We start from the raw sequence: 20,048 nt of genomic DNA on the forward strand, positions 1-20,048 counted from the left end.
GCTCGGCGAGATTCCAAACAGGCTCTTGGGCATGGATGTCGGAAACGTCCGGGTTTCCGGTAAGTGCTTCCCGGGTCTCGCCGGTGGCGAGACCCGGGCTACGGGTTGGTGCGGAAGCCGATGGTTGCCTGCATGTAGGTGGCACAAAAAGCGCCCGTGTCCCGGCGCTTCATGATTGTGTGGATCGCATGATCCGCTGCGGCGATCGATCGTGACCGATCCGTGATCGCGAATCGGGCCTCAGCGCTTCTGCGACTGCGCCGGCACGAACTGTTCGCGCACCGCTTTCGCCAGTTGATCCGGTGGCAACAGGCCCTGGTCGAGCAGGAAGTTGTTGAAGGCGAGGCGATCGAACTTGTCGCCCAGCGCCAGTTCGGTTTCCGCACGCAGTTCGAGGATGCGGGTGTAGCCGTAGAAATAGCTGCCGGCCTGGCCGGGCGCGTTGAAGGTGTAGCGATCGAGTTCCTGGCGCGCCATCGGTCTGGACAGGCCCACGTCTTCGATCAGCACCTTCTCGGCGCGCGCGCGGTCGATCATGCCGAGGTTGAGCATCGGGTCGAGCATCGCGCGCGCGGCGCGCAGCAGCCGGAACTGCAGCGCGATCAACTGGCCATCGAGCGGTTCGTGGGGAATCATTTCCGCTTCGGCGTACAGCGCCCAGCCTTCGACGTTCACCGAGTTGAACGCGAACAGCGTGCGCGCCAGCGACACGCCGCGTTCGACCATCGCGGTGAACTGCAGTTCGTGGCCGGGACGGCCTTCGTGCGCCGACAGCGTCCACGCCACCGCCGGATAGTTGAAGTCGTCGTAGGCCTCGTGCGCATCGCCGGTCGCGGGATTGCTGAGCGGCAGCACGAACTGGCCCTGCTGACCGGTGTTGCCCACCAGCGGCGCCGGCAGGAAGTGCGGCGCCGGCTGCGCCGCGCTCTCGGCTTCGGTGCCGAGGCGCATGACCATCGGCCGGTTCGGCACGTCGACGATGCGCTCGCGCCGGATGATCGGGTCGATCGCGTCGATCACGGTGCGATAGCGCGCTTCCAGACGATCGTTGGGAATGGTGTCGCGCTTCAGCGCGCGGATCACGCCGCGGTAGTCGGTGGCCTCGATGCCTTTTTCCTTCGCCACCAGCGGCGCCAGCCGGTCCATCGCCGCGCGGGTTTCCATGAATGCCAGGCGCGCGCGCTGGATCAACAGCTGCGGCGGGATGTCGATGCCCACCTGTTTCAGCTGCAGCGCGTAGAGTTCGGCCGGCAGGCGGGTGTCGGTGCGCGCGGTGGGCAGCACGTCGGCACGCACCCATGCGGCGTATTCGGCGATCTGCCCGTCGAGCGTCTTCAGCGCCGCGTCGCTGCCGGCAACCTTGTACTGCGCGAACAGCTTGCGGATGCCCTGGGCGTAGGTCTCGGCATTGGTCAGCGCCTGCTCGACCTCGAGTCTGGTCGGGCGCAGCAATGCGGCATCGGCGGTGCGTTCTTCGTAGCGCTTGCGCGCCTGCGCGAAGATCGAGTCGCCACCACGACTGCCGATGTACGCGTTGAGTCGATCGAGCGCTTTCCTGCGGCGTTCGGGCGGGGTCTGGTCGGACAGCAGCCCGCGCATGCCGGAGAACACGAGTTGCGGCGCATCGGTCCACGGCAGCTGCAGGCGTTCGCCCACCGCGCTGGCTTCGATCGCGTCGTCGGCCGCGCCGATCATGATTTCGAGGTCCTGGCGGACGTTGGGGTCGCGTTCCAGCTGCAGCTTTTCCTGCAGCGCCGCGCGCGCGTCGCCGATGGCCTTGCGGAAACGCGCGCCGTTGTCGGGGCCGAGGTCGGCGACCTTGTCGTCGTAGCCGGGCACGCCGAAGAAGGTGGCGGATTCCGGCTGGAAGCGCAGCTGCGCGTCGAGCAGGATCCGGGCATGGGCATTGCTGGCGGCGACCCAGGCCGGCACGGGTCGCGCAGCGGTTGTGTTCGTCGAGGGTTGGGGGGCGGCAGGCGCGGCATGCACGGACAGCGACGCGGCGAGCGCGCCGGCGATTGCGAAAGCGAGGGCGAACGGTTTCATCGGGGGACATCTCAACGGAGGTGGGCGAACGCTACGCCTCGACGGCGAATGCGCCCACCGTCGAAGGTCACGGCATTCACTGTGCCGCCCGGCCGGCGCAGGCGCTGAGACCGTGCCGCGGCGCGATACCGCGACACGCTCCCGTGGAATCGCGGTCGCGATCAACCCCGTTGCGCCGCCTGCGGCGTTCAGGCACATGAGCGGCCGCACAACCGGTGGCCGCGCGCACCGTTCCGGACGACCGCTCCGGACAACGGCGTCCGAAGACAGCACCGAACAACAGAACCGAGGAGTCGCCCATGTCCATCGTTCCACGCATCGATACCCCCTGCCCGCTCGCCGCCGACGAACAGCGCACCATCGACGGCCACTGCGGCCGTTGCGACCGCGAGGTGCACCGCCTCGACACCCTCGACGGCGATGCGCGTCGCGCGCTGTTCGCCGCCGCGACCGGCCCGCTGTGCGTGTCCTATCGGGCGCCGGCCTCTCGGGCGCCGCGACGGGTGGGCCGGATCGGCGCCGCCATCGCGGCCACGCTGATCACCGCCACCGCCTATGCGGCCGACCCGTCGTCGCCGGGCACCGATGCGCAGGCGGAACGCGCCGCGCCGACCACCGGCAGCCGCATCCAGCGCGCCGAACCGCGCGATCTCGACGAAGTGCTGGTGATCGGCGCGGTGAACGATCCGCAGGATGCGCGCCTGCCCGAAGACACCGGCGTGCCGGCGCTGCCGGTCCGCGGGGACACCGCGCCGCGGACCGGCAGCCGGATCCAGCGCGGCGAGCCGCGCGATCTCGACGAGGTGCTGGTAATCGGTGCGGTGAACGATCCGCAGGATGCGCGCCTGCCGGCCGACACCAGCGTGCCGGTGTTGCCCGTGCAGGAAGCGGCATTGCAGGACGATGACGTCCTGATCATGGGCGGCGTGTCCGATCCGACCGCGGTCGAGTGGGTCGATGTCGAGACCGCCGCGCCGGAATTGCCGATGGTGACCGACGCGACCACCGGCGACGGGCGCTGAACCTCCGCGCTGAACGTGCGCAACGATCGACGACGCCGGCATCGCAGCATGATGCCGGCGTCGCGAGGTTTCGAAGTCCTGGAATTCAGTCGGTGTGCGCGACCGTGCGGCGGATGCCTGCGGCGTCCACCACGCGCAGGTCGCGCATCGCACGGTTGAGTCCGCGCAACGCGTTCGGATCGCCGTCGCCGACGATCAGCGCGATGTGGCCCGCGCCGAACGCGCCCAGGGCCGCGTCGTAACTGACCCAGCGCTGGCCGTCCCACACCTGTACCCAGGCGTGCGGACTGAACACGTGCGGCTGCCCGCTCATCCGTCCGGAATAGGCCAGGCCGTGCGCGATCCGCGCCGGAATGCCGAGCGCGCGCGCGCCGGCGGCCAGCAGCACCGCGAATTCGGTGCAGTCGCCGCCGCGGTTCTTCAGTGCGGTCGCGGCGTCGTGGTAATGGCGGAAATCGATCGGCCCGGTCATGTGCGCGCGCACCGCCGCGGTCAGCGTCTTCATCCGCGTATGCACCGACAGCCCGCGGCCGTGGCTGCGCGCGAACGCGCGGATCTCGCGGTGGTCGCTGCGCACCCAGGCATTGGCGCGCAGATAGTGCTGCAGATCGTCCGCCGACGGCGCGGCCTCGTCGCCGCAGGCGGTACAGACCGCGAGCGTGAGATCGTCGCCGGACGCGGTCACGCGCTGCTCGCCGGTGTCGGGAATGCGCCACTGTCGCCCGTTGTCGAACCGCAGCCGATAGCGGATTTCGCCGTTCAGCGCCGCGGGCGGCAGCCGGTAGGGCGACTTCACCAGCAGGCTGAGCAGGAAGGCCCGGGCCTGTTCGGCGGTCGGCGTTTCGGCGAACGCGGGCGCCGCCGACAGCAGCGCGGCGAGGACGGCGGACAACAGCAGGGGCTTCGGACGCATCGCGACGGTTCCGGGCGGAGACGACCGCAACAACGCGCCGCCGCGCGCGGTGGGGTTGGCGCGGCCGCGGTTGCGCGGTCCGCGCGCGTGCCGATCAGCGCTTCAGACAGCGATCGAGATACGTCTGCGTCAGCCGATAGCGGTGCAGCGCGTCCCTGCCGCGCAGGCCGTGCTTGGCGCCGGGATAGGTCATCAGCTCGAACGGCACCGCGCGCTTCTGCAGCAGACTCATCAGCTTGGTCGAATTGCCGAACAGCACGTTGTCGTCGGCCATGCCGTGGATCAGCAGCAGCGCGTCCGGGCGGATGCCGTCGATGTGGGTGAAGACGCTGGCCTCGCGGTAGCCGTCGACGTTCGCGGCCGGCAGGTCCATGTAGCGCTCGGTGTAGTGGGTGTCGTACAGCGCCCAGTCGGTGACCGGCGCGCCGGCGACGCCGCAGGCGTAGTCGTCGGCGGCCTTCGCCAGCAGCATCAGGGTCATGTAGCCGCCGTTCGACCAGCCGTGCACGCCGATGCGTTCGCCATCGACCCACGGCTGCGCGCGCAGCCAGGCCACGCCGGCCCGCTGGTCGGCCACTTCCACCGTGCCCTGTTTCGCGTACAGCGCGCCGCCGAACGCCGCGCCGCGCCGCGGCGTGCCGCGGTTGTCCAGCGAGAACACCACATAGCCCTGCTGCGCCATGTACTGGTTGAAGAAATGGTCGCCGCGGCCGGGCCAGCTGTCGGTGACGGTCTGCGCCGCGGGGCCGCCGTAGACGTAGACCAGCACCGGATAACGTTTGGCCGGATCGAAGCCCGGCGGCTTGATCAGGCTGTAGTGCAGCGGCGTTTTGCCGTCGGCGGCGGTCAGCGTGCCGAATTCCACCGGCCGGTGCGTCGCCATGTACTTCGCGTACGGGTGGTCGGGCTTCGCCGGATCGTTGTCGATCAGATTCGCCACGAACGTCCCGTCGGCGCGGTGCAGCGCGATCTGCGGCGGCATGCCGGCGTTCGACCAGCTGTCGACGTAGACGCTGGCGTTCTTCGCGAAGCTGGCGGCGTGCATGCCGCGTTCGGTCGACAGCGTGCGGATCCGGCCGCCGGCCAGCGGCACGACGTGCAGCTGCGACTGCCGCGCGTCGGCCTGGCCGTCGGCGGTGCGGCCGGCGCTGAAGTACACCAGGCCCTTCGCTTCGTCGACCGCGAGCAGCGCGTCCACCGGCCAGTCGCCGCGGGTCAGCGGCTTCAACTGCCGGCCGTCTTCGCTGGCCAGATACAGATGCTCGAAGCCGCTGCGCTCGCTGCTCCACAGGAACCGGCCGTCCTTGAGGAAGCGCAGCGCGTCGTGCAGCGGCACCCAGGTCTTCGCGGTTTCGACGATCAGCGCGCGCTGTATGCCGGAGGCGAGTTCGACCTCGATCAGTTCCAGCCGGCGCTGGTCGCGCGACTGGCGCTGGAAGGTGAGCCGCCGCGGGTCGCGCCAATCGACGCGGGCGAGATAGATGTCGGCATTGTTTCCGAGGTCGACCCACCGCGGCGTGGCGCCGCGCTTCGGCGCGATCGTCGCCAGCCGGATCGCGACGTTGGTGTCGCCCGCGGCCGGATAGCGCTGCTCGACGACCTCGGTGCGATCGGGATAGACCTCGTAGCGCTTCTGCACCGGCACGCCGCTTTCGTCGATGCGCGCGAACGCGATCGCGGAGTCGTCCGGCGCCCACCAGTAACCGGTGTGGCGGCCCATTTCCTCGTCGGCGACGAACTCGGCGACGCCGTTGCCGATGGTGCCGCTGCCGTCGGCGGTGAGCTGGATTTCATCGCCGGTGGCGACCTCGATCACCCACAGGTTGCGGCCGCGGATGAAACTCACGAAGCCGCCCTTCGGCGAGACCTTCGGGTCGGTGGCGAAGCCGGCGCCGGTGGTGAGTTTGCGCACTGCGGTCCTGCCGGATTTCGACAGATCGTAGAGATACAGCTCGCCGCCCAGTGGGAACAGCAGCGTCTTCCCGTCCGGCGACCACTGGTAATCGACGATGCCCGACAGCGCGGCGGTGCGCTGGCGTTCGCGCCGCGCCTTCTCCTCGTCGCTCAGCACTTCCTCGCCGGGCAGCACGTCGGCCGAATCGACCAGCAGCGCGGTCTTGCCGGTGGCGACCTCGAAGGCCCACAGATCCAGCCGGTTGCGGTCGCTGTCCTTGCCGCGCAGGAAGGTCACCCGCGAACCGTCGGGCGCGATCTGCGGCTTCAGCAGCGTCGGCCCCGACAGGGGCGCGTCGCCGGTGATGGCGTCGAGAGTCAGCCCCGGCGTGGGCGGTGGCGTGGAAGCGTCGGCGAGGGCAGGCGTGGCGAGCATAAGACAGAGCAGGGCGGCGGACAGGCGCATGGGTGGGCTCGGAGCTGCGGCAGAGCGGAAGCTTAGCCGCAACCGCCGGGCGCCGATATCGCCCGTAGACCATAGGGTGCGCCCTGGGCGCACCGCTCGACATCCGCATCGTTTCATCGGTGCGCCCAGGGCGCACCCTATGGGGATTGCGGCGACGGGACGGCCGTCAACGCCCGAACAACGCCTTCCGCGCCTCGTCGCTCAGCGGCTGCCCGGCCTCGGGATGGATGCGCTTGGTCCAGGCATAGGCGCGCGCGGTCGCCGGGCGGTCGCGGATCGCGTCGCGCCAGCGCCGCACCTCGGGATACGGTTCCAGATCGATCGGCGCGGTCTTGTACGGATCGATCCACGGATAGCAGGCCATGTCGGCGATGGTGTAGGTGTCGCCGACGATGAACGCGCGGTCGGCGAGACGCTTGTCGAGCACGCCGAGCAGGCGGTGGGCCTCGCGGGTGTAACGGTCGATCGCGTACGCCAGCTTCTCCGGCGCGTAGACGTTGAAGTGGCCGTACTGCCCGGTCATCGGGCCGAGGCCGGCCATCTGCCAGAACAGCCATTCGAGGGTAGCGATGCGGCCGCGCGGATCCTGCGGCAGGAAGCGGCCGGATTTCTCGGCCAGATACAGCAGGATCGCGCCGGATTCGAACACGCTCACCGGCGCGCCGCCGTAGGCGGGCGCGTGGTCGACGATCGCGGGCATCCGGTTGTTCGGCGCGATCGCCAGGAAATCGGGCTGGAACTGCTCGCCGGCGCCGATGTTCACCGGCTTGATCTCGTAGGCCAGCGGCGCGCCGGCATCGACCAGTTCTTCCAGCAGCAGGGTGATCTTGTGGCCGTTGGGCGTGGGCCAGTAGTGTAGATCGATCATGGGGGCGGCATCCGTCGCGGGGGAAGCGCATCAGTCTACGGCGCCGCGCACGGCCCGGGCACGCGGTCGCGAAATGCAGTGTCCCGATGCGGCTTGGCGCGCCCGCCACCCGCCGCTACGCTATGCCGGCTTTTCCGCCCGCCACAGAGCGCAGATCATGTCGACCCCTTCGCTGAACCCACTGCCCCGCCTGATCTTCGCGTCGCGCTGGCTGCAGTTGCCGCTGTATCTCGGCCTGATCGTGGCCCAGGGCGTCTACGTGTTCCTGTTCCTGAAGGAACTGTGGCATCTGATCCACGACGCCAACACCCTCAGCGAGCAGGGGATCATGCTGATCGTGCTCGGCTTGATCGATGTGGTGATGATCTCCAACCTGCTGGTGATGGTGATCGTGGGCGGCTACGAGACCTTCGTCTCGCGCCTGAATCTCGAAGGCCATCCCGACCAGCCGGAATGGCTCAGCCACGTCAACGCAAGCGTGCTCAAGGTGAAGCTGGCGATGGCGATCATCGGCATTTCCTCGATCCATCTGCTGAAAACCTTCATCGAAGCCGGCCAGCTCGGGCTGCCGCTGTGCACGGCCGCGCTGACGCAGGCGGGGGCGCTGTGCACCAAGGCCACCGAAGCCGGCGTGATGTGGCAGGCGGTGATCCACGCGCTGTTCATCCTGTCGGCGATCGGGATCGCCTACACCGACAAGCTGATGTCGTCGACCCCGGGCAAGCACGCGCCGCACTGACCCTCGACTCCGGTAGAGCGGCCTTCAGGCCGCTGCAGTCTGAGGCTTCGATCACGGCAGCGGCCCGAAGGCCGCTCCACCGGTCCCGCATGCGAATGGGCCATGCGGGCCATCGCGTAGAATGCACGGATGGATGTCTCCCACCTGCTCGACGGCCTGAACACCGCGCAGCGCGACGCGGTCAGTGCCGAACCCGGCCACCTGCTCGTGCTCGCCGGCGCCGGTTCCGGCAAGACCCGCGTACTGACCCATCGCATCGCCTGGCTGCACGAAGTGTACGGCGTGCCGATGCACGGCATCTTCGCGGTGACCTTCACCAACAAGGCCGCGGGCGAAATGCGCCATCGCGCCGAATCGCTGCTGCCCGGTGGCAGCCGCGGCATGTGGATCGGCACCTTCCACGGCCTCGCCCATCGGCTGCTGCGCCTGCACTGGCAGGACGCGAAGCTGCCGGAAGCCTTCCAGATCCTCGACAGCGACGACCAGCTGCGGCTGGTGAAGCGCGTGGTGCAGGCGCTGGAACTGGACGAGGCGCGGTTCCCGCCGCGGCAGATCGCGTGGTGGATCAACGCGCAGAAGGACGAAGGGCGCCGCCCGCAGCACATCCAGCCGGAGAAGGACGAGTGGGGCAGCGTGATGCTGCGCGCCTACACCCTGTACCAGGAGCGCTGCGAGCAGTCGGGGCTGGTCGATTTCGCCGAGATTCTATTGCGCGCGCACGAACTGCTGCGCGACCATCCGCCGCTGCTGCAGCACTACCGCCACCGTTTCCGGCAATTGCTGATCGACGAGTTCCAGGACACCAACAGCCTGCAGTACGCGTTCATCCGTCTGCTCGCCGGCGACGATGGCCAGGTGTTCACCGTCGGCGACGACGACCAGGCGATCTACGGCTGGCGCGGCGCGAAGGTCGAGAACGTGCAGCGCTTCCTGCGCGATTTCCCCGGCGCCCGGACCATCCGGCTCGAACAGAACTACCGTTCGACCGCCAACATCCTCAGCGCCGCCAACGCGGTGATCGAACACAACCCGTCGCGGCTCGGCAAGCAGCTGTGGACCGACAGCGGCGAGGGCGAGCCGATCGATCTGTACGCGGCGTACAACGAGATCGACGAAGCGCGGTTCGTGATCGAGCGCATCCGCCAGTGGGTGCGCGACGGCGGCAGCCACGGCGAGACCGCGATCCTCTACCGCAGCAACGCGCAGTCGCGCGCGTTCGAAGAGACCCTGCTCGGCGAACAGATCCCGTTCCGCGTCTACGGCGGCATGCGCTTCTTCGAGCGCGCCGAAATCAAGGACACCCTGGCCTATCTGCGCCTGATCGCCAATCGCGACGACGATGCGGCGTTCGAGCGCGCGGTCAACACGCCGACCCGCGGCATCGGCGAGCGCACGCTCGACGAAGTGCGCCGGCATGCGCGGCACCACGGCCAATCGCTGTGGAAATCCGCGGCCCAGGTCGCGCGCGGCGACGCCCTGCCCGGCCGCGCGCGCAACGCGCTGGCCGCGTTCGAGGCGCTGATCGACGCCATCGGCGCGGAATCCGTCGATCTGCCGCTGAAGGACAAGATCGACCACGCGCTGGCGCGCTCGGGTCTGCGCGAGCATTACGCCGCGCTGTCGAAGGGCTCGCTGGATTCGCGCACCGACAACCTCGACGAACTGGTGTCGGTGGCCTCACGCTTCGTGAAGGGCGACGACGAGGAGACCGCGGCGCTCAGCGAGCTGGTCGCGTTCCTCGCCTACGCCGCGCTGGAAGCCGGCGAAGGCCAGACCGAAGCCGGCGAGGACGGCGTGCAGCTGATGACCCTGCACAGCGCCAAGGGCCTCGAATTCCCGCTGGTGTTCCTCGTCGGTCTGGAAGAAGGCCTGTTCCCGAACAACAAGTCGATCGACGAGGCCGGACGGCTGGAGGAAGAGCGCCGCCTCGCCTACGTCGGCATCACCCGCGCGCGGCAGAAGCTGGTCATCACCTATGCCGAGGCGCGGCGCCTGCACGGCCAGGACATGTACGGCTTGCCGTCGCGGTTCCTGCGCGAGATTCCGTCGACCCTGATCCACGAGGTCCGGCCGAAGATCCAGGTCGCGCGGCCGATGTACAATCCGAACGCGCGCCGCGACACCTGGCAGCAGAACCGCGGCCATGCGTCGCTGCAGGAATCGCCCGGCCTGCGCCTCGGCCAGAACGTCAGCCACGCCAAGTTCGGCAGCGGCATCGTCACCGACATCGAAGGCAGCGGCGCGCACGCGCGCGTGCAGGTGAATTTCGAAAACGAAGGCAGCAAGTGGCTGGTGCTGGCGTACGCGAATCTGCAGCCGGCGTAACTGTCCGACGGGCGACGCGTCGTCCGATCGACCCTGCCTCCGGGAGATGAGCTGATGCATGCTGTTGCCTTGATCGCGATGCTCGGGGTGTCCGGAACCGACCAGCCTGCATGCCCGGAGCTCGCGGCCACCTACGAGGAGGTCGGCGTGGTCGAACGGGGCGGCGTTGGCTTGCCAACAGGCGGGGAGGTGTCGCTCTCCCTGGCGGTGTTCCGTCAAGCCATGCAGGGATTGGCCCGGCCCGAAGCGGTGGCGCTGGCAGTGTCGCCGGGTGACCCGGTGCTTCGCGTGACCCTGGCGGGGGAGCACAGGCTGGAGAGGGCATGGCTAGTGACATGCGCGGATGGCGAGTACCGGATCCAGCATTCCAGGCAGGATCTGCCTGCGGGTGAAGGCGTCGACCTCCTCCAGGAAGCCGAGACCATTGTGCTCGAACCCGATGCCACGGGCCTGCGCGTCCGGGTCATCTCCAAAGCGCACTACCGCACATGGCCGTTCTTCCGTCGCACCGAAACTGTCGACGACCAGTATCGATTCGCGCGCAAAGCGCCATGACCCACGGGGCCCATCGGATAAGCTTCCATCATGAATACGAGCACCTCTCCCGATTTCCTCCGCGTCCGCGACTATCTCACCGGCCTGCAGGACCGCATCTGCGCCGCGATCGAGGGCGCGGACGGCGCCGCGACCTTCAGGGAAGACCGCTGGGATCGCGCCGAGGGCGGCGGCGGACGCACGCGGATCCTGCGCGACGGCGCGGTGTTCGAGCAGGCGGGCATCGGCTTCTCGGACGTCTCGGGCACGACACTGCCGCCGTCGGCGACCGCGGCGCGGCCGGAGCTGGCCGGCGCCTCGTGGCGTGCGGTCGGCGTGTCGCTGGTGTTCCATCCGCGCAATCCGTATCTGCCGACCACACATGCGAACGTGCGTCATTTCCGCGCGATCCGCGACGGCGAAACGGTGGCCTGGTGGTTCGGCGGCGGGTTCGATCTGACCCCGTTCTATCCGTTCGACGAGGATGTGCATCATTGGCATCGGGTCGCGCGCGATCTGTGCGAGCCGTTCGGCGGCGAGACGCGCTATGCCCTGCACAAGGAATGGTGCGACGACTATTTCTTCCTGAAGCATCGCGGCGAGACCCGCGGCGTCGGCGGCCTCTTCTTCGATGACCTGCACCAGGATTTCGAGCGCGACTTCGCCTATCAGCGCGCGGTCGGCGACGGCTTCCTCGATGCCTATCTGCCGATCGTCGAACGCCGCAGGGACACGCCCTACGGCGAGCGCGAGCGCCAGTTCCAGCTGTATCGCCGCGGCCGCTACGTCGAGTTCAATCTGGTGTTCGATCGAGGCACCCTGTTCGGCCTGCAGTCCGGCGGCCGCACCGAATCGATCCTGATGAGCCTGCCGCCGCTGGTGCGCTGGGAATACGGCTACGCACCGGAGGCCGGCAGCGACGAAGCGCGGCTGATGGCGTATCTGCGGCCGCGCGATTGGCTCGCCGAAACAACCACCCGGTAGAGCGGCCTTCAGGCCGCTGCTCTCCCCGGATCGCAAAGCAAAGCAGCGGCCTGAAGGCCGCTCTACAGTCCGCTCTACCGGGTGGACGATTCGTCGTCCGCCAGCACGATGCTGATCCGCCCGTTGGTCTCCAGCGTCGCCACCCGGATGCGCTCGATCTCGCTGCATCCGGTCTCGCGCATGGCTTCGAGGAAATCGGCGTTGCTCACCAGCTCGCGCCGCAGCACCTGCCGGAATACCTTGCCGTCGCGCGCGAGCACCACCGGCTCGCCTTCGATCAGCTTGCGCGCGCCCGGGCTGCGCGCGGCCACGAACGCGACGCCGTAGTTCAGCGCGATCAGGCAGACCGCGAGAATCCCCGCGCCCGCCAGCGAATTGTCGCCGCCGTTCAATCCGTTCTGCACCGCGTTGCCGAGCAGGATCAGCAGGACCAGATCGAACGGCGTGAACTGCCCGACCGCGCGTTTGCCGGAGAGGCGCACCAGCAGCATCACCAGCACGTAGATCGCGACCGCGCGCAGGACGAATTCCCACCAGGGCGAGGACAGCTGGAACAGATCGGACATCGGAAGCGCTCCCACGACGAGGCGGCCAGTCTCGCGCCGAGTCGAGGCAATGGAAAGCGCGCGTGCGCGCGACCACGCGCGTTCAATCGCGCGTACCGGATCGCAGGCGGCAAATCGCAGGCAATAAAAAGCCCCGCAGGCGGGGGAACCGGCGGGGCTTGGAACGTGACTTGGGGAGAGTCGCTCGTTCCGGGGACCGACCCTAGGGGAGAGGGTGGTCGACGACAGACGTTGCATCTGTCGCAAGTAGTTGACCACGATCGCCGCACCGAGTTCGTAAAGATTCCGATATGCAGACGGGTGAATTCAGGACGGATTCATGCCCCGTGCAAGTTTCGTTCAGTTTCGCAGGAAAACCCTGAAAAACCTGTCGGAATCAGCAGGTTGGACCCTGTCGAAAGTAACAGGTTCGACTCTCCGACATCGCGTTGCGACGACCGCCAACGCACACGCGCCGACGCGCCGTGGCGCGCGACGCACCCGAAGCGCGGCCGCCTTCAGTGCGCCTGGTCCCAGTTGTCGCCGACGCCCGAATCGATCACCAGCGGAACCCGCAGCTCCGCCGCGGCGCTCATCCGCCGGGTCGCTTCCGCGATCAGGGTGTCGACGAAACCGGCGTCGCACTCGAACACCAGTTCGTCGTGCACCTGCAGCAACATTTTCGCTTTCTCGGCATGGCCGGCGATCCATCCATCGATCTCGATCATCGCGCGCTTGATGATGTCGGCGGCGGTGCCCTGCATCGGCGCGTTGATCGCGGCGCGTTCGGCGCCGGCGCGCAGGCCCTGATTGCGGGCGTGGATGTTGTCCAGGTACAGCCGGCGACCGAACACGGTCTCGACATACCCGTTCGCCTTCGCGAACTCGCGCGTGCGCTCCATGAAATCGCGCACGCCGGGATACCGGCTGAAGTAGAGCGCGATGTAATCCTGCGCTTCGCCGCGGCCGATATCGAGCTGCTTCGCGAGGCCGAAGGCGCTCATGCCGTACATCAGGCCGAAGTTGATCGCCTTGGCGGCGCGGCGTTCGTTGCCGCTCACCTCTTCCAGCGGTTTGCCGAACACTTCCGCCGCGGTGGCGCGGTGGATGTCGGCGCCGGACGCGAACGCGCGGACCAGGGCCGGATCCTCGGACAGGTGGGCCATGATCCGCAGCTCGATCTGCGAATAGTCGCAGGCGACCAGCTTGCGGCCCGGCGGCGCGATGAAGGCCTTGCGGATGCGGCGGCCGTCGTCGGTGCGGATCGGAATGTTCTGCAGGTTCGGATCGTTGGACGAGAGCCGGCCGGTGGCGGCGCCGGCCTGGTGATAGCTGGTGTGCACGCGGCCGGTGTCGCGGTTGATCATGTCCGGCAGCTTGTCGGTGTAGGTGCTGCGCAGTTTCGCGAGGCCGCGATATTCGAGGATGATCCGCGGCAGTTCGTGCTGGTCGGCGATGGCTTCCAGCGCTTCTTCGTTCGTCGACGGCTGGCCGGTGGGCGTCTTCACCAGCGCCGGCAGCTTGAGTTCGTCGAACAGCAGCGCCTGCAGCTGCTTGGGCGAATCGAGATTGAACGTGCGGCCGGCGAGTTCGGTCGCCTTCTGCTGCGCGGCGAGCATCCGCCGCGACAGATCCGCGCTCTGCCGGCGCAGCTCCTCCGCGTCGATCAGGATGCCGTTGGCCTCCATCCGCGCCAGCACCGGCACCAGCGGCACTTCGATGGTGCGATAGACGCGTTCCAGCGTGGGAATCTCCGCGAGTTTCGCCGACAGCACGCGATGCAGGCGCAGGGTGATGTCGGCGTCCTCGGCGGCGTAGCGGGTGGCATCGTCGATCGCGACTTCCGAAAACGGAATCTGTTTCGCGCCCTTGCCGGCCACGTCCTCGAACTTGATGGTGTCGTAGCCGAGGTAGCGCTTGGCCAGCGAATCCATGTCGTGGCGGGTGGCGCTGGAGTTCCAGACGAAACTTTCCAGCATGGTGTCGTCGGCATAGCCGTCGACGTCGATGCCGTGGCGGCGCAGCACGTGCAGGTCGTACTTGCCGTGCTGGCCCAGTTTGCGATGCTTCGGACCTTCCAGCAGCGGGCGCAGCGCGTCGAGGGTCTCGTGCAGGTCGAGCTGCGCCGGCGCGCCGGGATAGGTGTGGCCGACCGGGATGTAGCAGCCGTTGCCTGGCGCGGTGGAGAAACTCAGGCCGACCAGGTTCGCCTGCATCGCGTCGAGCGCATCGGTCTCGGTGTCGAACGCGAATTCGTCCGCGGCGTCGAGCATCGCGATCCAGGCGTCCAGGCGCTCGCGGGTCTGCACGGTCTCGTAGTCGCCCTTCACCGACAGCGACGGATCCGGCGCTTCGTCCGACGGTTGCGCAGCGCGGGCATAGCCGGCGGCGGTGTTGCGCAGGCTGGCGTCGTTCGCGCCGGCCGCAGCCTCGTCGCCGGCGCCGCCGAGTTCCTTCAGCGCCTGGTTGAAGCCGTAGCGCGCGTAGAGCCGGCGCAGGTCCTCGACATGGCGCTCGCGCAGCGCCAGCGTGGCGGGGCCGCCGTCGAGTTCGACATCGGTCTTGATCGTCGCCAGCTGGCGGTTCAGCGGCAGCCTCGGCAGCGCCGCGCGCAGGTTGTCGCCGATCTTGCCCTTGATCGCACCAGCATTCGCGATGACGTTGTCCAGGGTGCCGTATTCGTTGAGCCATTTCGCGGCGGTCTTCGGGCCGCATTTCTCCACGCCCGGGATGTTGTCGACGGTGTCCCCCATCAGCGACAGCAGGTCGACGATCTGGTCCGCGCGCACGCCGAACTTCTCGATCACCGCGGGGTCGCCGTCGAGGCGGCTGCCGCTCATGGTGTTGACCAGGGTCACGCCGGGGCGGACCAGCTGGGCGAAATCCTTGTCGCCGGTGGAGATGGTGACGGTCATGCCCTCGGCGGCGCCCTGTACGGCCAGCGTGCCGATCACGTCGTCGGCTTCCACGCCGGGCACGCGCAGGATCGGCAGGCCCAGCGCCTGCACGATCGCCATCATCGGCTCGATCTGCGCGCGCAGATCGTCGGGCATCGGCGGACGGTTGGCCTTGTACTGCGGGTCGAGGTCGTCGCGGAAGGTCGGGCCGGAAGCGTCGACCACGAACGCGATGTACTCGGGCTGCTCCTTGATGTGCGCGCGCAGCATGTTGACGATGCCGAACAGCGCGCCGGTGGGTTCGCCCTGGGCGTTGCTCAGCGGCGGCAGCGCGTGGAAGGCGCGGTAGAGGTAGGAGGAACCGTCGATCAGTACGAGTCGTGTCATCCGTGGATTCTACCCCCGACCCGCCGCCGCCGAACCGTGCGGAATGCGGTGCGCGCGTCGGCGCGGACGGTTCACGCCGGCGGACGTATGATGCGATTCCCCCACCCGCCGGAGATCGCCATGCGCCGTTCACTTCCGTTCGTGCTGTCGCCGGTGTTCGCACTGATCCTCGCGCTGGGTGGCTGCGCCAGCACCGGCGGCGGCGCCGCCATGGATGTCCCGCCCGACGCCGTGCCCGCGACCCGGGTGATGGACAACGGCGACGAAATCACCGAGTACCGCGTCGCCGGCCAGTTGCGGATGGTCAAGGTGCAGCCGGCGCGCGGTCCGGCCTATTACCTCTACGACCGCAACGGCGACGGCCGCCTCGATGAAGAGAAGGGCGTGTCGCCGGTGTATTTCAAACTGTTCGAGTGGTGAGGCCCGCGCGCATGCGGCGTCTGCCATGGTCGTTGTGCGTCGTGTTCTGGTGCGCGCCCGCGCTCGCCTGCATCAACGCGATCGGCACGGACCGCGAGGGCCGCCGGTTCGAGCCGATGGAGTACACCGGCGAGGAGCTCGTCGTCTCGCTGAGTCCGCCCGAGGATCGTGCGGCCCGGGCGTACCGCGCCGAACGCGAGCGCGAAGTCATCGCCGCCGCGCGCAAGTCGCCGGATCTGCGCACCCTTACCGATCTGGGCATCGTGCTGCTCCGTCGAGGCCGTCATGCCGACGCCGTGCGCCTGTTCGTCGAGATCGAGCGCCTGTATCCCGGTCGTTACCAGACTGCAGCCAACCTCGGCACGGCGCTGGAACTGCTGGGTCGCGACGCGACCGCGTTGCGCTGGATCCGGATCGGCATGCGCCGCAATCGCGATGCCCACGAGGGGACCGAATGGTTGCATGCGCGGATCCTGGAAGCCAAGCTCGCGCTGCAGCGCGACCCCTCCCATCTCGCGATGCGATCGGTGGCCGGGGTGACGTTCGCGCCGGTCGCGCTGCCCGATCTGCCGACGGTGTATCCCGCCGGCAACGACGGCCGTCCGGTGGCGCCGGACCAGTTGAATCTGGCCTTCACCTACCAGCTCGCGGAGCGACTGGACTTCGTGAAACCCGAAGATCCGATCGTCGCCGACCTGGTCGAGGACTGGGCCACCCTGCATTTGGCCGGCGGTTCGGTCGAGACGGCGGATGCGCTCTATCGACTGGCGCTGCGTTACGGCGCCGCTCCGACCCCGCTGCTGCGCAGGCGTCAGGCGAAGGCGCGAGAGATTCTGGCTGTCGACCGCGGTGCGGGCGATGGCGAATGCCCGATCTGCCGGCACCTGGAACCACCACCGCCGCCACAGCGATAGGCGGGACGACGACTCACGCCACCCGCGCGCACACCCACGCATCCACCCGCGCGACGCCCGCCCGCAGCAGTGCGTCGGCCGCGGCATGCAGGGTGGCGCCGGTGGTCATCACGTCGTCGATCAGCGCCACGTGCGCCGGCAGGGCGATGCCCGGGCGCACCGCGAACGCCCCCTTGAGGTTGCGCCGCCGCGCTGGGGCATCGAGACGCGACTGCGGGGCGGTCTCGCGGACGCGCGCCAGCAGGTCGTCGCGCAGCGGCAGGGCCAGGTTGCGGGCCAGCGGCCGCGCCAGTTCCAGGGTCTGATCGAAGCCGCGGGCGCGCAGCCGGCGGCGATGCAGCGGCAGGGGGATCACCGCCTCCGGCCGTGCGGCCCCGGCCAGGGCTTCGGCCATCAGGTCGGCACAGAGCCGGCCGGCAGCCAGATCGTCGTGGAACTTCAGCCGCGGCAGCAGGCGGTCCAGCGGCGCTTCGTAACGGAAGACCGCATGGGTCTCGGTCAACGGCGGCGGCCGGCGCCGGCAGCGGCCGCAGGCCTCGACGGGCTTGAGCATGGGCAGGCCGCAGCGCAGGCAGGCGCAGCGGTTCCAGGGCAGGTCGCGGGTGCAGGTCGGGCAGAGGTCCCGCCCCCCGGGCGCGATGGTCGCTGCGCAACCCAGGCAGTGCGCGGGCCACAGCCGCCCCGGGAGGGCGGCCAGCCTGCGCAGGACGAGCCTGCTCAGGACCGAGGACAGATCGAGGTTGACAGGGCTGAACATGCTTTCCAGACTGCCTGTCCCTCAAGGACGTGTCCGTCAGGAAACCCCGATGCCCGCTGTCAGCGCTTTCAGCTCTCCGCGTCACGACTGGCAACGCGCCGAAGTGGAAGCGCTGTTCGCGCTGCCCTTTCCGGTGTTGTTGCAACAGGCGGGCGAGGTGCATCGGGCGCATTTTGACCCTGCCGAGGTCCAGGTCAGCACCCTGCTGTCGGTGAAGACAGGCGGCTGCCCCGAGGACTGCGCCTACTGCCCGCAGGCCCAGCGTTATCACACCGGCGTCGACGCGACGAAGCTGATGGATACCGCCTCGGTGGTGGAGAAGGCGAAACAGGCCAAGGCCGCCGGCGCCTCCCGCTTCTGCATGGGCGCCGCCTGGCGTTCGCCGAAGGACCGCGACATCCCGAAGGTCGCCGAGATGATCCGCGAGGTGAAGGCCTTGGGGCTCGAAACCTGCGCCACCCTCGGCATGCTCAGCGGCGAACAGGCCACGGCGCTGAAGGCCGCCGGCCTCGACTACTACAACCACAATCTGGACACCGCGCCGGAGTTCTACGGCGAAATCATCCAGACCCGCGAATTTCAGGACCGCCTCGACACCCTCGGCCATGTCCGCGACGCCGGCATGAAGACCTGCTGCGGCGGCATCGTCGGCATGGGCGAATCGCGCGCGCAGCGCGCCGGTCTGCTGCAGATCCTGGCCAACCTGCCGGCGCATCCGGATTCGGTGCCGATCAACCGCCTCGTGCAGGTCGAAGGCACGCCGCTGCACGGCACCGCCGAGCTGGATCCGTTCGAGTTCGTGCGCACGATCGCGGTCGCCCGGATCATGATGCCGAAATCGATGGTGCGGCTGTCCGCCGGCCGCGAGACCATGTCCGACGAACTGCAGGCGCTGTGTTTCCTCGCCGGCGCCAATTCGATCTTCTACGGCGAAAAACTGCTGACCACCGGCAACCCCGACACCGAGCGCGACCTCGCGCTGTTCGCGCGCCTGGGCCTGCGGCCGATGCAGGTCGTCGAGACTGCGAACACCTTCCATGCCGACATCGTCGACGCCGCCCTCGCCGGCGGCGACGGTGGCGATGGTCCGCCCTGTACCCGAGCCGCCTGATCGAGCACCTGCCATGACCCGCCCGCGCCTCACCGAACGCATCCTCGCCGCCCGCGTGCAACGCACGATCCAGGGCCGCGTGCGCCAGCGACGCACGGTGACGCGGCGCGACGGCGTGCGCTGCGAGGTCGACGGCCGCTGGCTGACCAATTTCGCCGGCAACGACTATCTCGGCCTGTCGCAGCATTTCGGCGTGGTCGACGCGCTGCAGGCCAGCGCCTCGCGCGACGGCGTCGGCAGCGGCGCCTCGCACCTGGTCAGCGGCCATCACGCCAATCACGACGCGCTGGAGAAGGAACTGGCCGACTGGATCGGCGCGCCGCGCGCGCTGCTGTTCGGCAGCGGTTACCTCGCCAATCTCGCGGTGCTGCAATCGCTGCTCGGCGAAGACGACGTTTGCGTGCAGGACCGGCTCAACCACGCCAGCCTGATCGACGCCGCGCGGCTCGCCGGCTGCAAACTCCGCCGCTATCCGCACGCCGATCCCGAAGGCGCGTTGCGCCAGTTGCGCACCGTGCCCGACGGCGCGGCGATGATCGTCACCGACGGCGTGTTCAGCATGGACGGCGATGTCGCGCCGCTGCGCGAACTGTCGCTGGTCGCGCGCGTGCAGCATGCCTTGATGTATGTCGACGATGCGCACGGCGTGGGCGTGGTCGGCCCCGATGGCCGCGGCTGCGTGGCCGAGGCCGGGCTCGAAGCCGCCGGTCTGCTGCAGCTCGCCACGCTGGGCAAGGCGCTGGGCGGTTACGGCGCGGTCGTGCTCGGCAGCGAGGAGATCATCGGTCATCTCGCCGAAACCGCGCGTCCGTACATCTACACCACCGCGTTGCCGCCGTCGCAGGCCGCGGCCACGCTGGCGGCGGTGAAGCTCGCGCGCCGTGATCACTGGCGCCGCGAAAAACTGCAGGGCCTGATCGCGCATTTCCGCCAGACCGCGATGTTCCGCGATCTGCCGCTGCTGCCGTCGACCGGTCCGATCCAGCCGCTGATGTGCGGCGACGAGAAGCGCGCCACCGCGCTCGCCACCGCGCTCGAAGCGCAGGGCTTCTGGGTGCCGGCGATCCGCCCGCCGACCGTCCCCGACGGCAAGGCGCGGCTGCGCATCACCCTGTCGTCGCTGCACACCCAGGCCGAGGTCGACGCGCTGATCGATGCGCTGTGCTGGGCCCGCGACGCGGTCGAGATGGGCTTCGGCGCGGCCGGAGCCGCGGTGGCGTGATGCCG

General features: G+C 68.8%; 16 protein-coding genes. 9 read left to right on the plus strand and 7 right to left on the minus strand.

Annotation, left to right across the window (positions count from 1 at the left end):
- Positions 1-240 precede the first annotated feature (240 nt).
- On the minus strand, positions 241-2,046 hold the full coding sequence (locus ABD974_RS07090) for a DUF885 domain-containing protein (RefSeq protein ID WP_345302602.1): 1,806 nt from the start codon (positions 2,044-2,046) through the stop codon (positions 241-243).
- Between the two features lie 299 nt (positions 2,047-2,345).
- Between ABD974_RS07090 and ABD974_RS07095 the strand changes: the two genes are divergently transcribed.
- Entirely contained in the window at positions 2,346-3,068 is a 723-nt protein-coding gene (locus ABD974_RS07095; RefSeq protein ID WP_345302603.1) for a hypothetical protein, read from the plus strand.
- A gap of 85 nt (positions 3,069-3,153) precedes the next feature.
- On the opposite strand, the gene ABD974_RS07100 is transcribed toward ABD974_RS07095, so the two are convergent.
- The 3 genes from ABD974_RS07100 to ABD974_RS07110 all read right to left on the minus strand — a co-directional run bounded on the left by ABD974_RS07100 (position 3,154) and on the right by ABD974_RS07110 (position 7,208).
- Entirely contained in the window at positions 3,154-3,981 is an 828-nt protein-coding gene (locus ABD974_RS07100; RefSeq protein ID WP_345302604.1) for a transglutaminase-like domain-containing protein, read from the minus strand.
- A gap of 94 nt (positions 3,982-4,075) precedes the next feature.
- On the minus strand, positions 4,076-6,340 hold the full coding sequence (locus ABD974_RS07105) for a S9 family peptidase (protein WP_345302605.1): 2,265 nt from the start codon (positions 6,338-6,340) through the stop codon (positions 4,076-4,078).
- Positions 6,341-6,506: 166 nt separating this feature from the next.
- Complete coding sequence (locus ABD974_RS07110) at positions 6,507-7,208, minus strand: glutathione binding-like protein (RefSeq protein ID WP_345302606.1); 702 nt, start codon at positions 7,206-7,208, stop codon at positions 6,507-6,509.
- A 157-nt stretch (positions 7,209-7,365) separates the two neighbouring features.
- On the opposite strand from ABD974_RS07110, the gene ABD974_RS07115 reads away from it, so the two are divergent.
- From ABD974_RS07115 to hemF, 4 genes are all read left to right on the plus strand, one after another.
- Complete coding sequence (locus ABD974_RS07115) at positions 7,366-7,947, plus strand: TIGR00645 family protein (RefSeq protein WP_345302607.1); 582 nt, start codon at positions 7,366-7,368, stop codon at positions 7,945-7,947.
- A gap of 129 nt (positions 7,948-8,076) precedes the next feature.
- Entirely contained in the window at positions 8,077-10,272 is a 2,196-nt protein-coding gene (uvrD, locus tag ABD974_RS07120) for a DNA helicase II (protein ID WP_345302608.1), read from the plus strand.
- Between the two features lie 54 nt (positions 10,273-10,326).
- A complete protein-coding gene (locus ABD974_RS07125) occupies positions 10,327-10,827 on the plus strand; it encodes a hypothetical protein (protein WP_345302609.1) in 501 nt (166 codons plus the stop codon).
- 30 nt (positions 10,828-10,857) lie between these two features.
- On the plus strand, positions 10,858-11,790 hold the full coding sequence (hemF, locus tag ABD974_RS07130; protein ID WP_345302610.1) for an oxygen-dependent coproporphyrinogen oxidase: 933 nt from the start codon (positions 10,858-10,860) through the stop codon (positions 11,788-11,790).
- A gap of 74 nt (positions 11,791-11,864) precedes the next feature.
- Here the strand turns inward: hemF and ABD974_RS07135 are convergent, their stop codons facing one another.
- Positions 11,865-12,356 carry a DUF421 domain-containing protein gene (locus ABD974_RS07135; protein ID WP_345302611.1) on the minus strand — a complete coding sequence of 164 codons (492 nt, stop codon included), beginning with the start codon at positions 12,354-12,356 and terminating at the stop codon, positions 11,865-11,867.
- A 497-nt stretch (positions 12,357-12,853) separates the two neighbouring features.
- Positions 12,854-15,619, minus strand: a complete 2,766-nt coding sequence (polA, locus tag ABD974_RS07140) for a DNA polymerase I (RefSeq protein WP_345302612.1) — start codon at positions 15,617-15,619, stop codon at positions 12,854-12,856.
- Positions 15,620-15,739: 120 nt separating this feature from the next.
- Between polA and ABD974_RS07145 the strand changes: the two genes are divergently transcribed.
- Both ABD974_RS07145 and ABD974_RS07150 read left to right on the plus strand, forming a co-directional pair.
- The gene (locus ABD974_RS07145) at positions 15,740-16,039 is read left to right on the plus strand and encodes a DUF2782 domain-containing protein (RefSeq protein ID WP_345302613.1); all 300 of its coding nucleotides are present in this window, start codon (positions 15,740-15,742) and stop codon (positions 16,037-16,039) included.
- Between the two features lie 11 nt (positions 16,040-16,050).
- Entirely contained in the window at positions 16,051-16,953 is a 903-nt protein-coding gene (locus ABD974_RS07150) for a tetratricopeptide repeat protein (RefSeq protein WP_345302614.1), read from the plus strand.
- Positions 16,954-16,966: 13 nt separating this feature from the next.
- Here ABD974_RS07150 and ABD974_RS07155 read toward each other — a convergent pair whose 3' ends face one another.
- Positions 16,967-17,710, minus strand: coding sequence for a ComF family protein (locus ABD974_RS07155; protein ID WP_345302615.1), 744 nt, complete (start codon positions 17,708-17,710; stop codon positions 16,967-16,969).
- Between the two features lie 49 nt (positions 17,711-17,759).
- On the opposite strand from ABD974_RS07155, the gene bioB reads away from it, so the two are divergent.
- Together bioB and bioF are read left to right on the plus strand one after the other, a co-directional pair.
- Positions 17,760-18,821 carry a biotin synthase BioB gene (gene bioB / locus ABD974_RS07160; protein WP_345302616.1) on the plus strand — a complete coding sequence of 354 codons (1,062 nt, stop codon included), beginning with the start codon at positions 17,760-17,762 and terminating at the stop codon, positions 18,819-18,821.
- Between the two features lie 13 nt (positions 18,822-18,834).
- Positions 18,835-20,043 carry an 8-amino-7-oxononanoate synthase gene (bioF, locus tag ABD974_RS07165; RefSeq protein WP_345302617.1) on the plus strand — a complete coding sequence of 403 codons (1,209 nt, stop codon included), beginning with the start codon at positions 18,835-18,837 and terminating at the stop codon, positions 20,041-20,043.
- Positions 20,044-20,048: the final 5 nt, after the last annotated feature.

The organism is Lysobacter hankyongensis (assembly GCF_039543145.1).
Lineage (GTDB): Bacteria > Pseudomonadota > Gammaproteobacteria > Xanthomonadales > Xanthomonadaceae > Lysobacter_I > Lysobacter_I hankyongensis.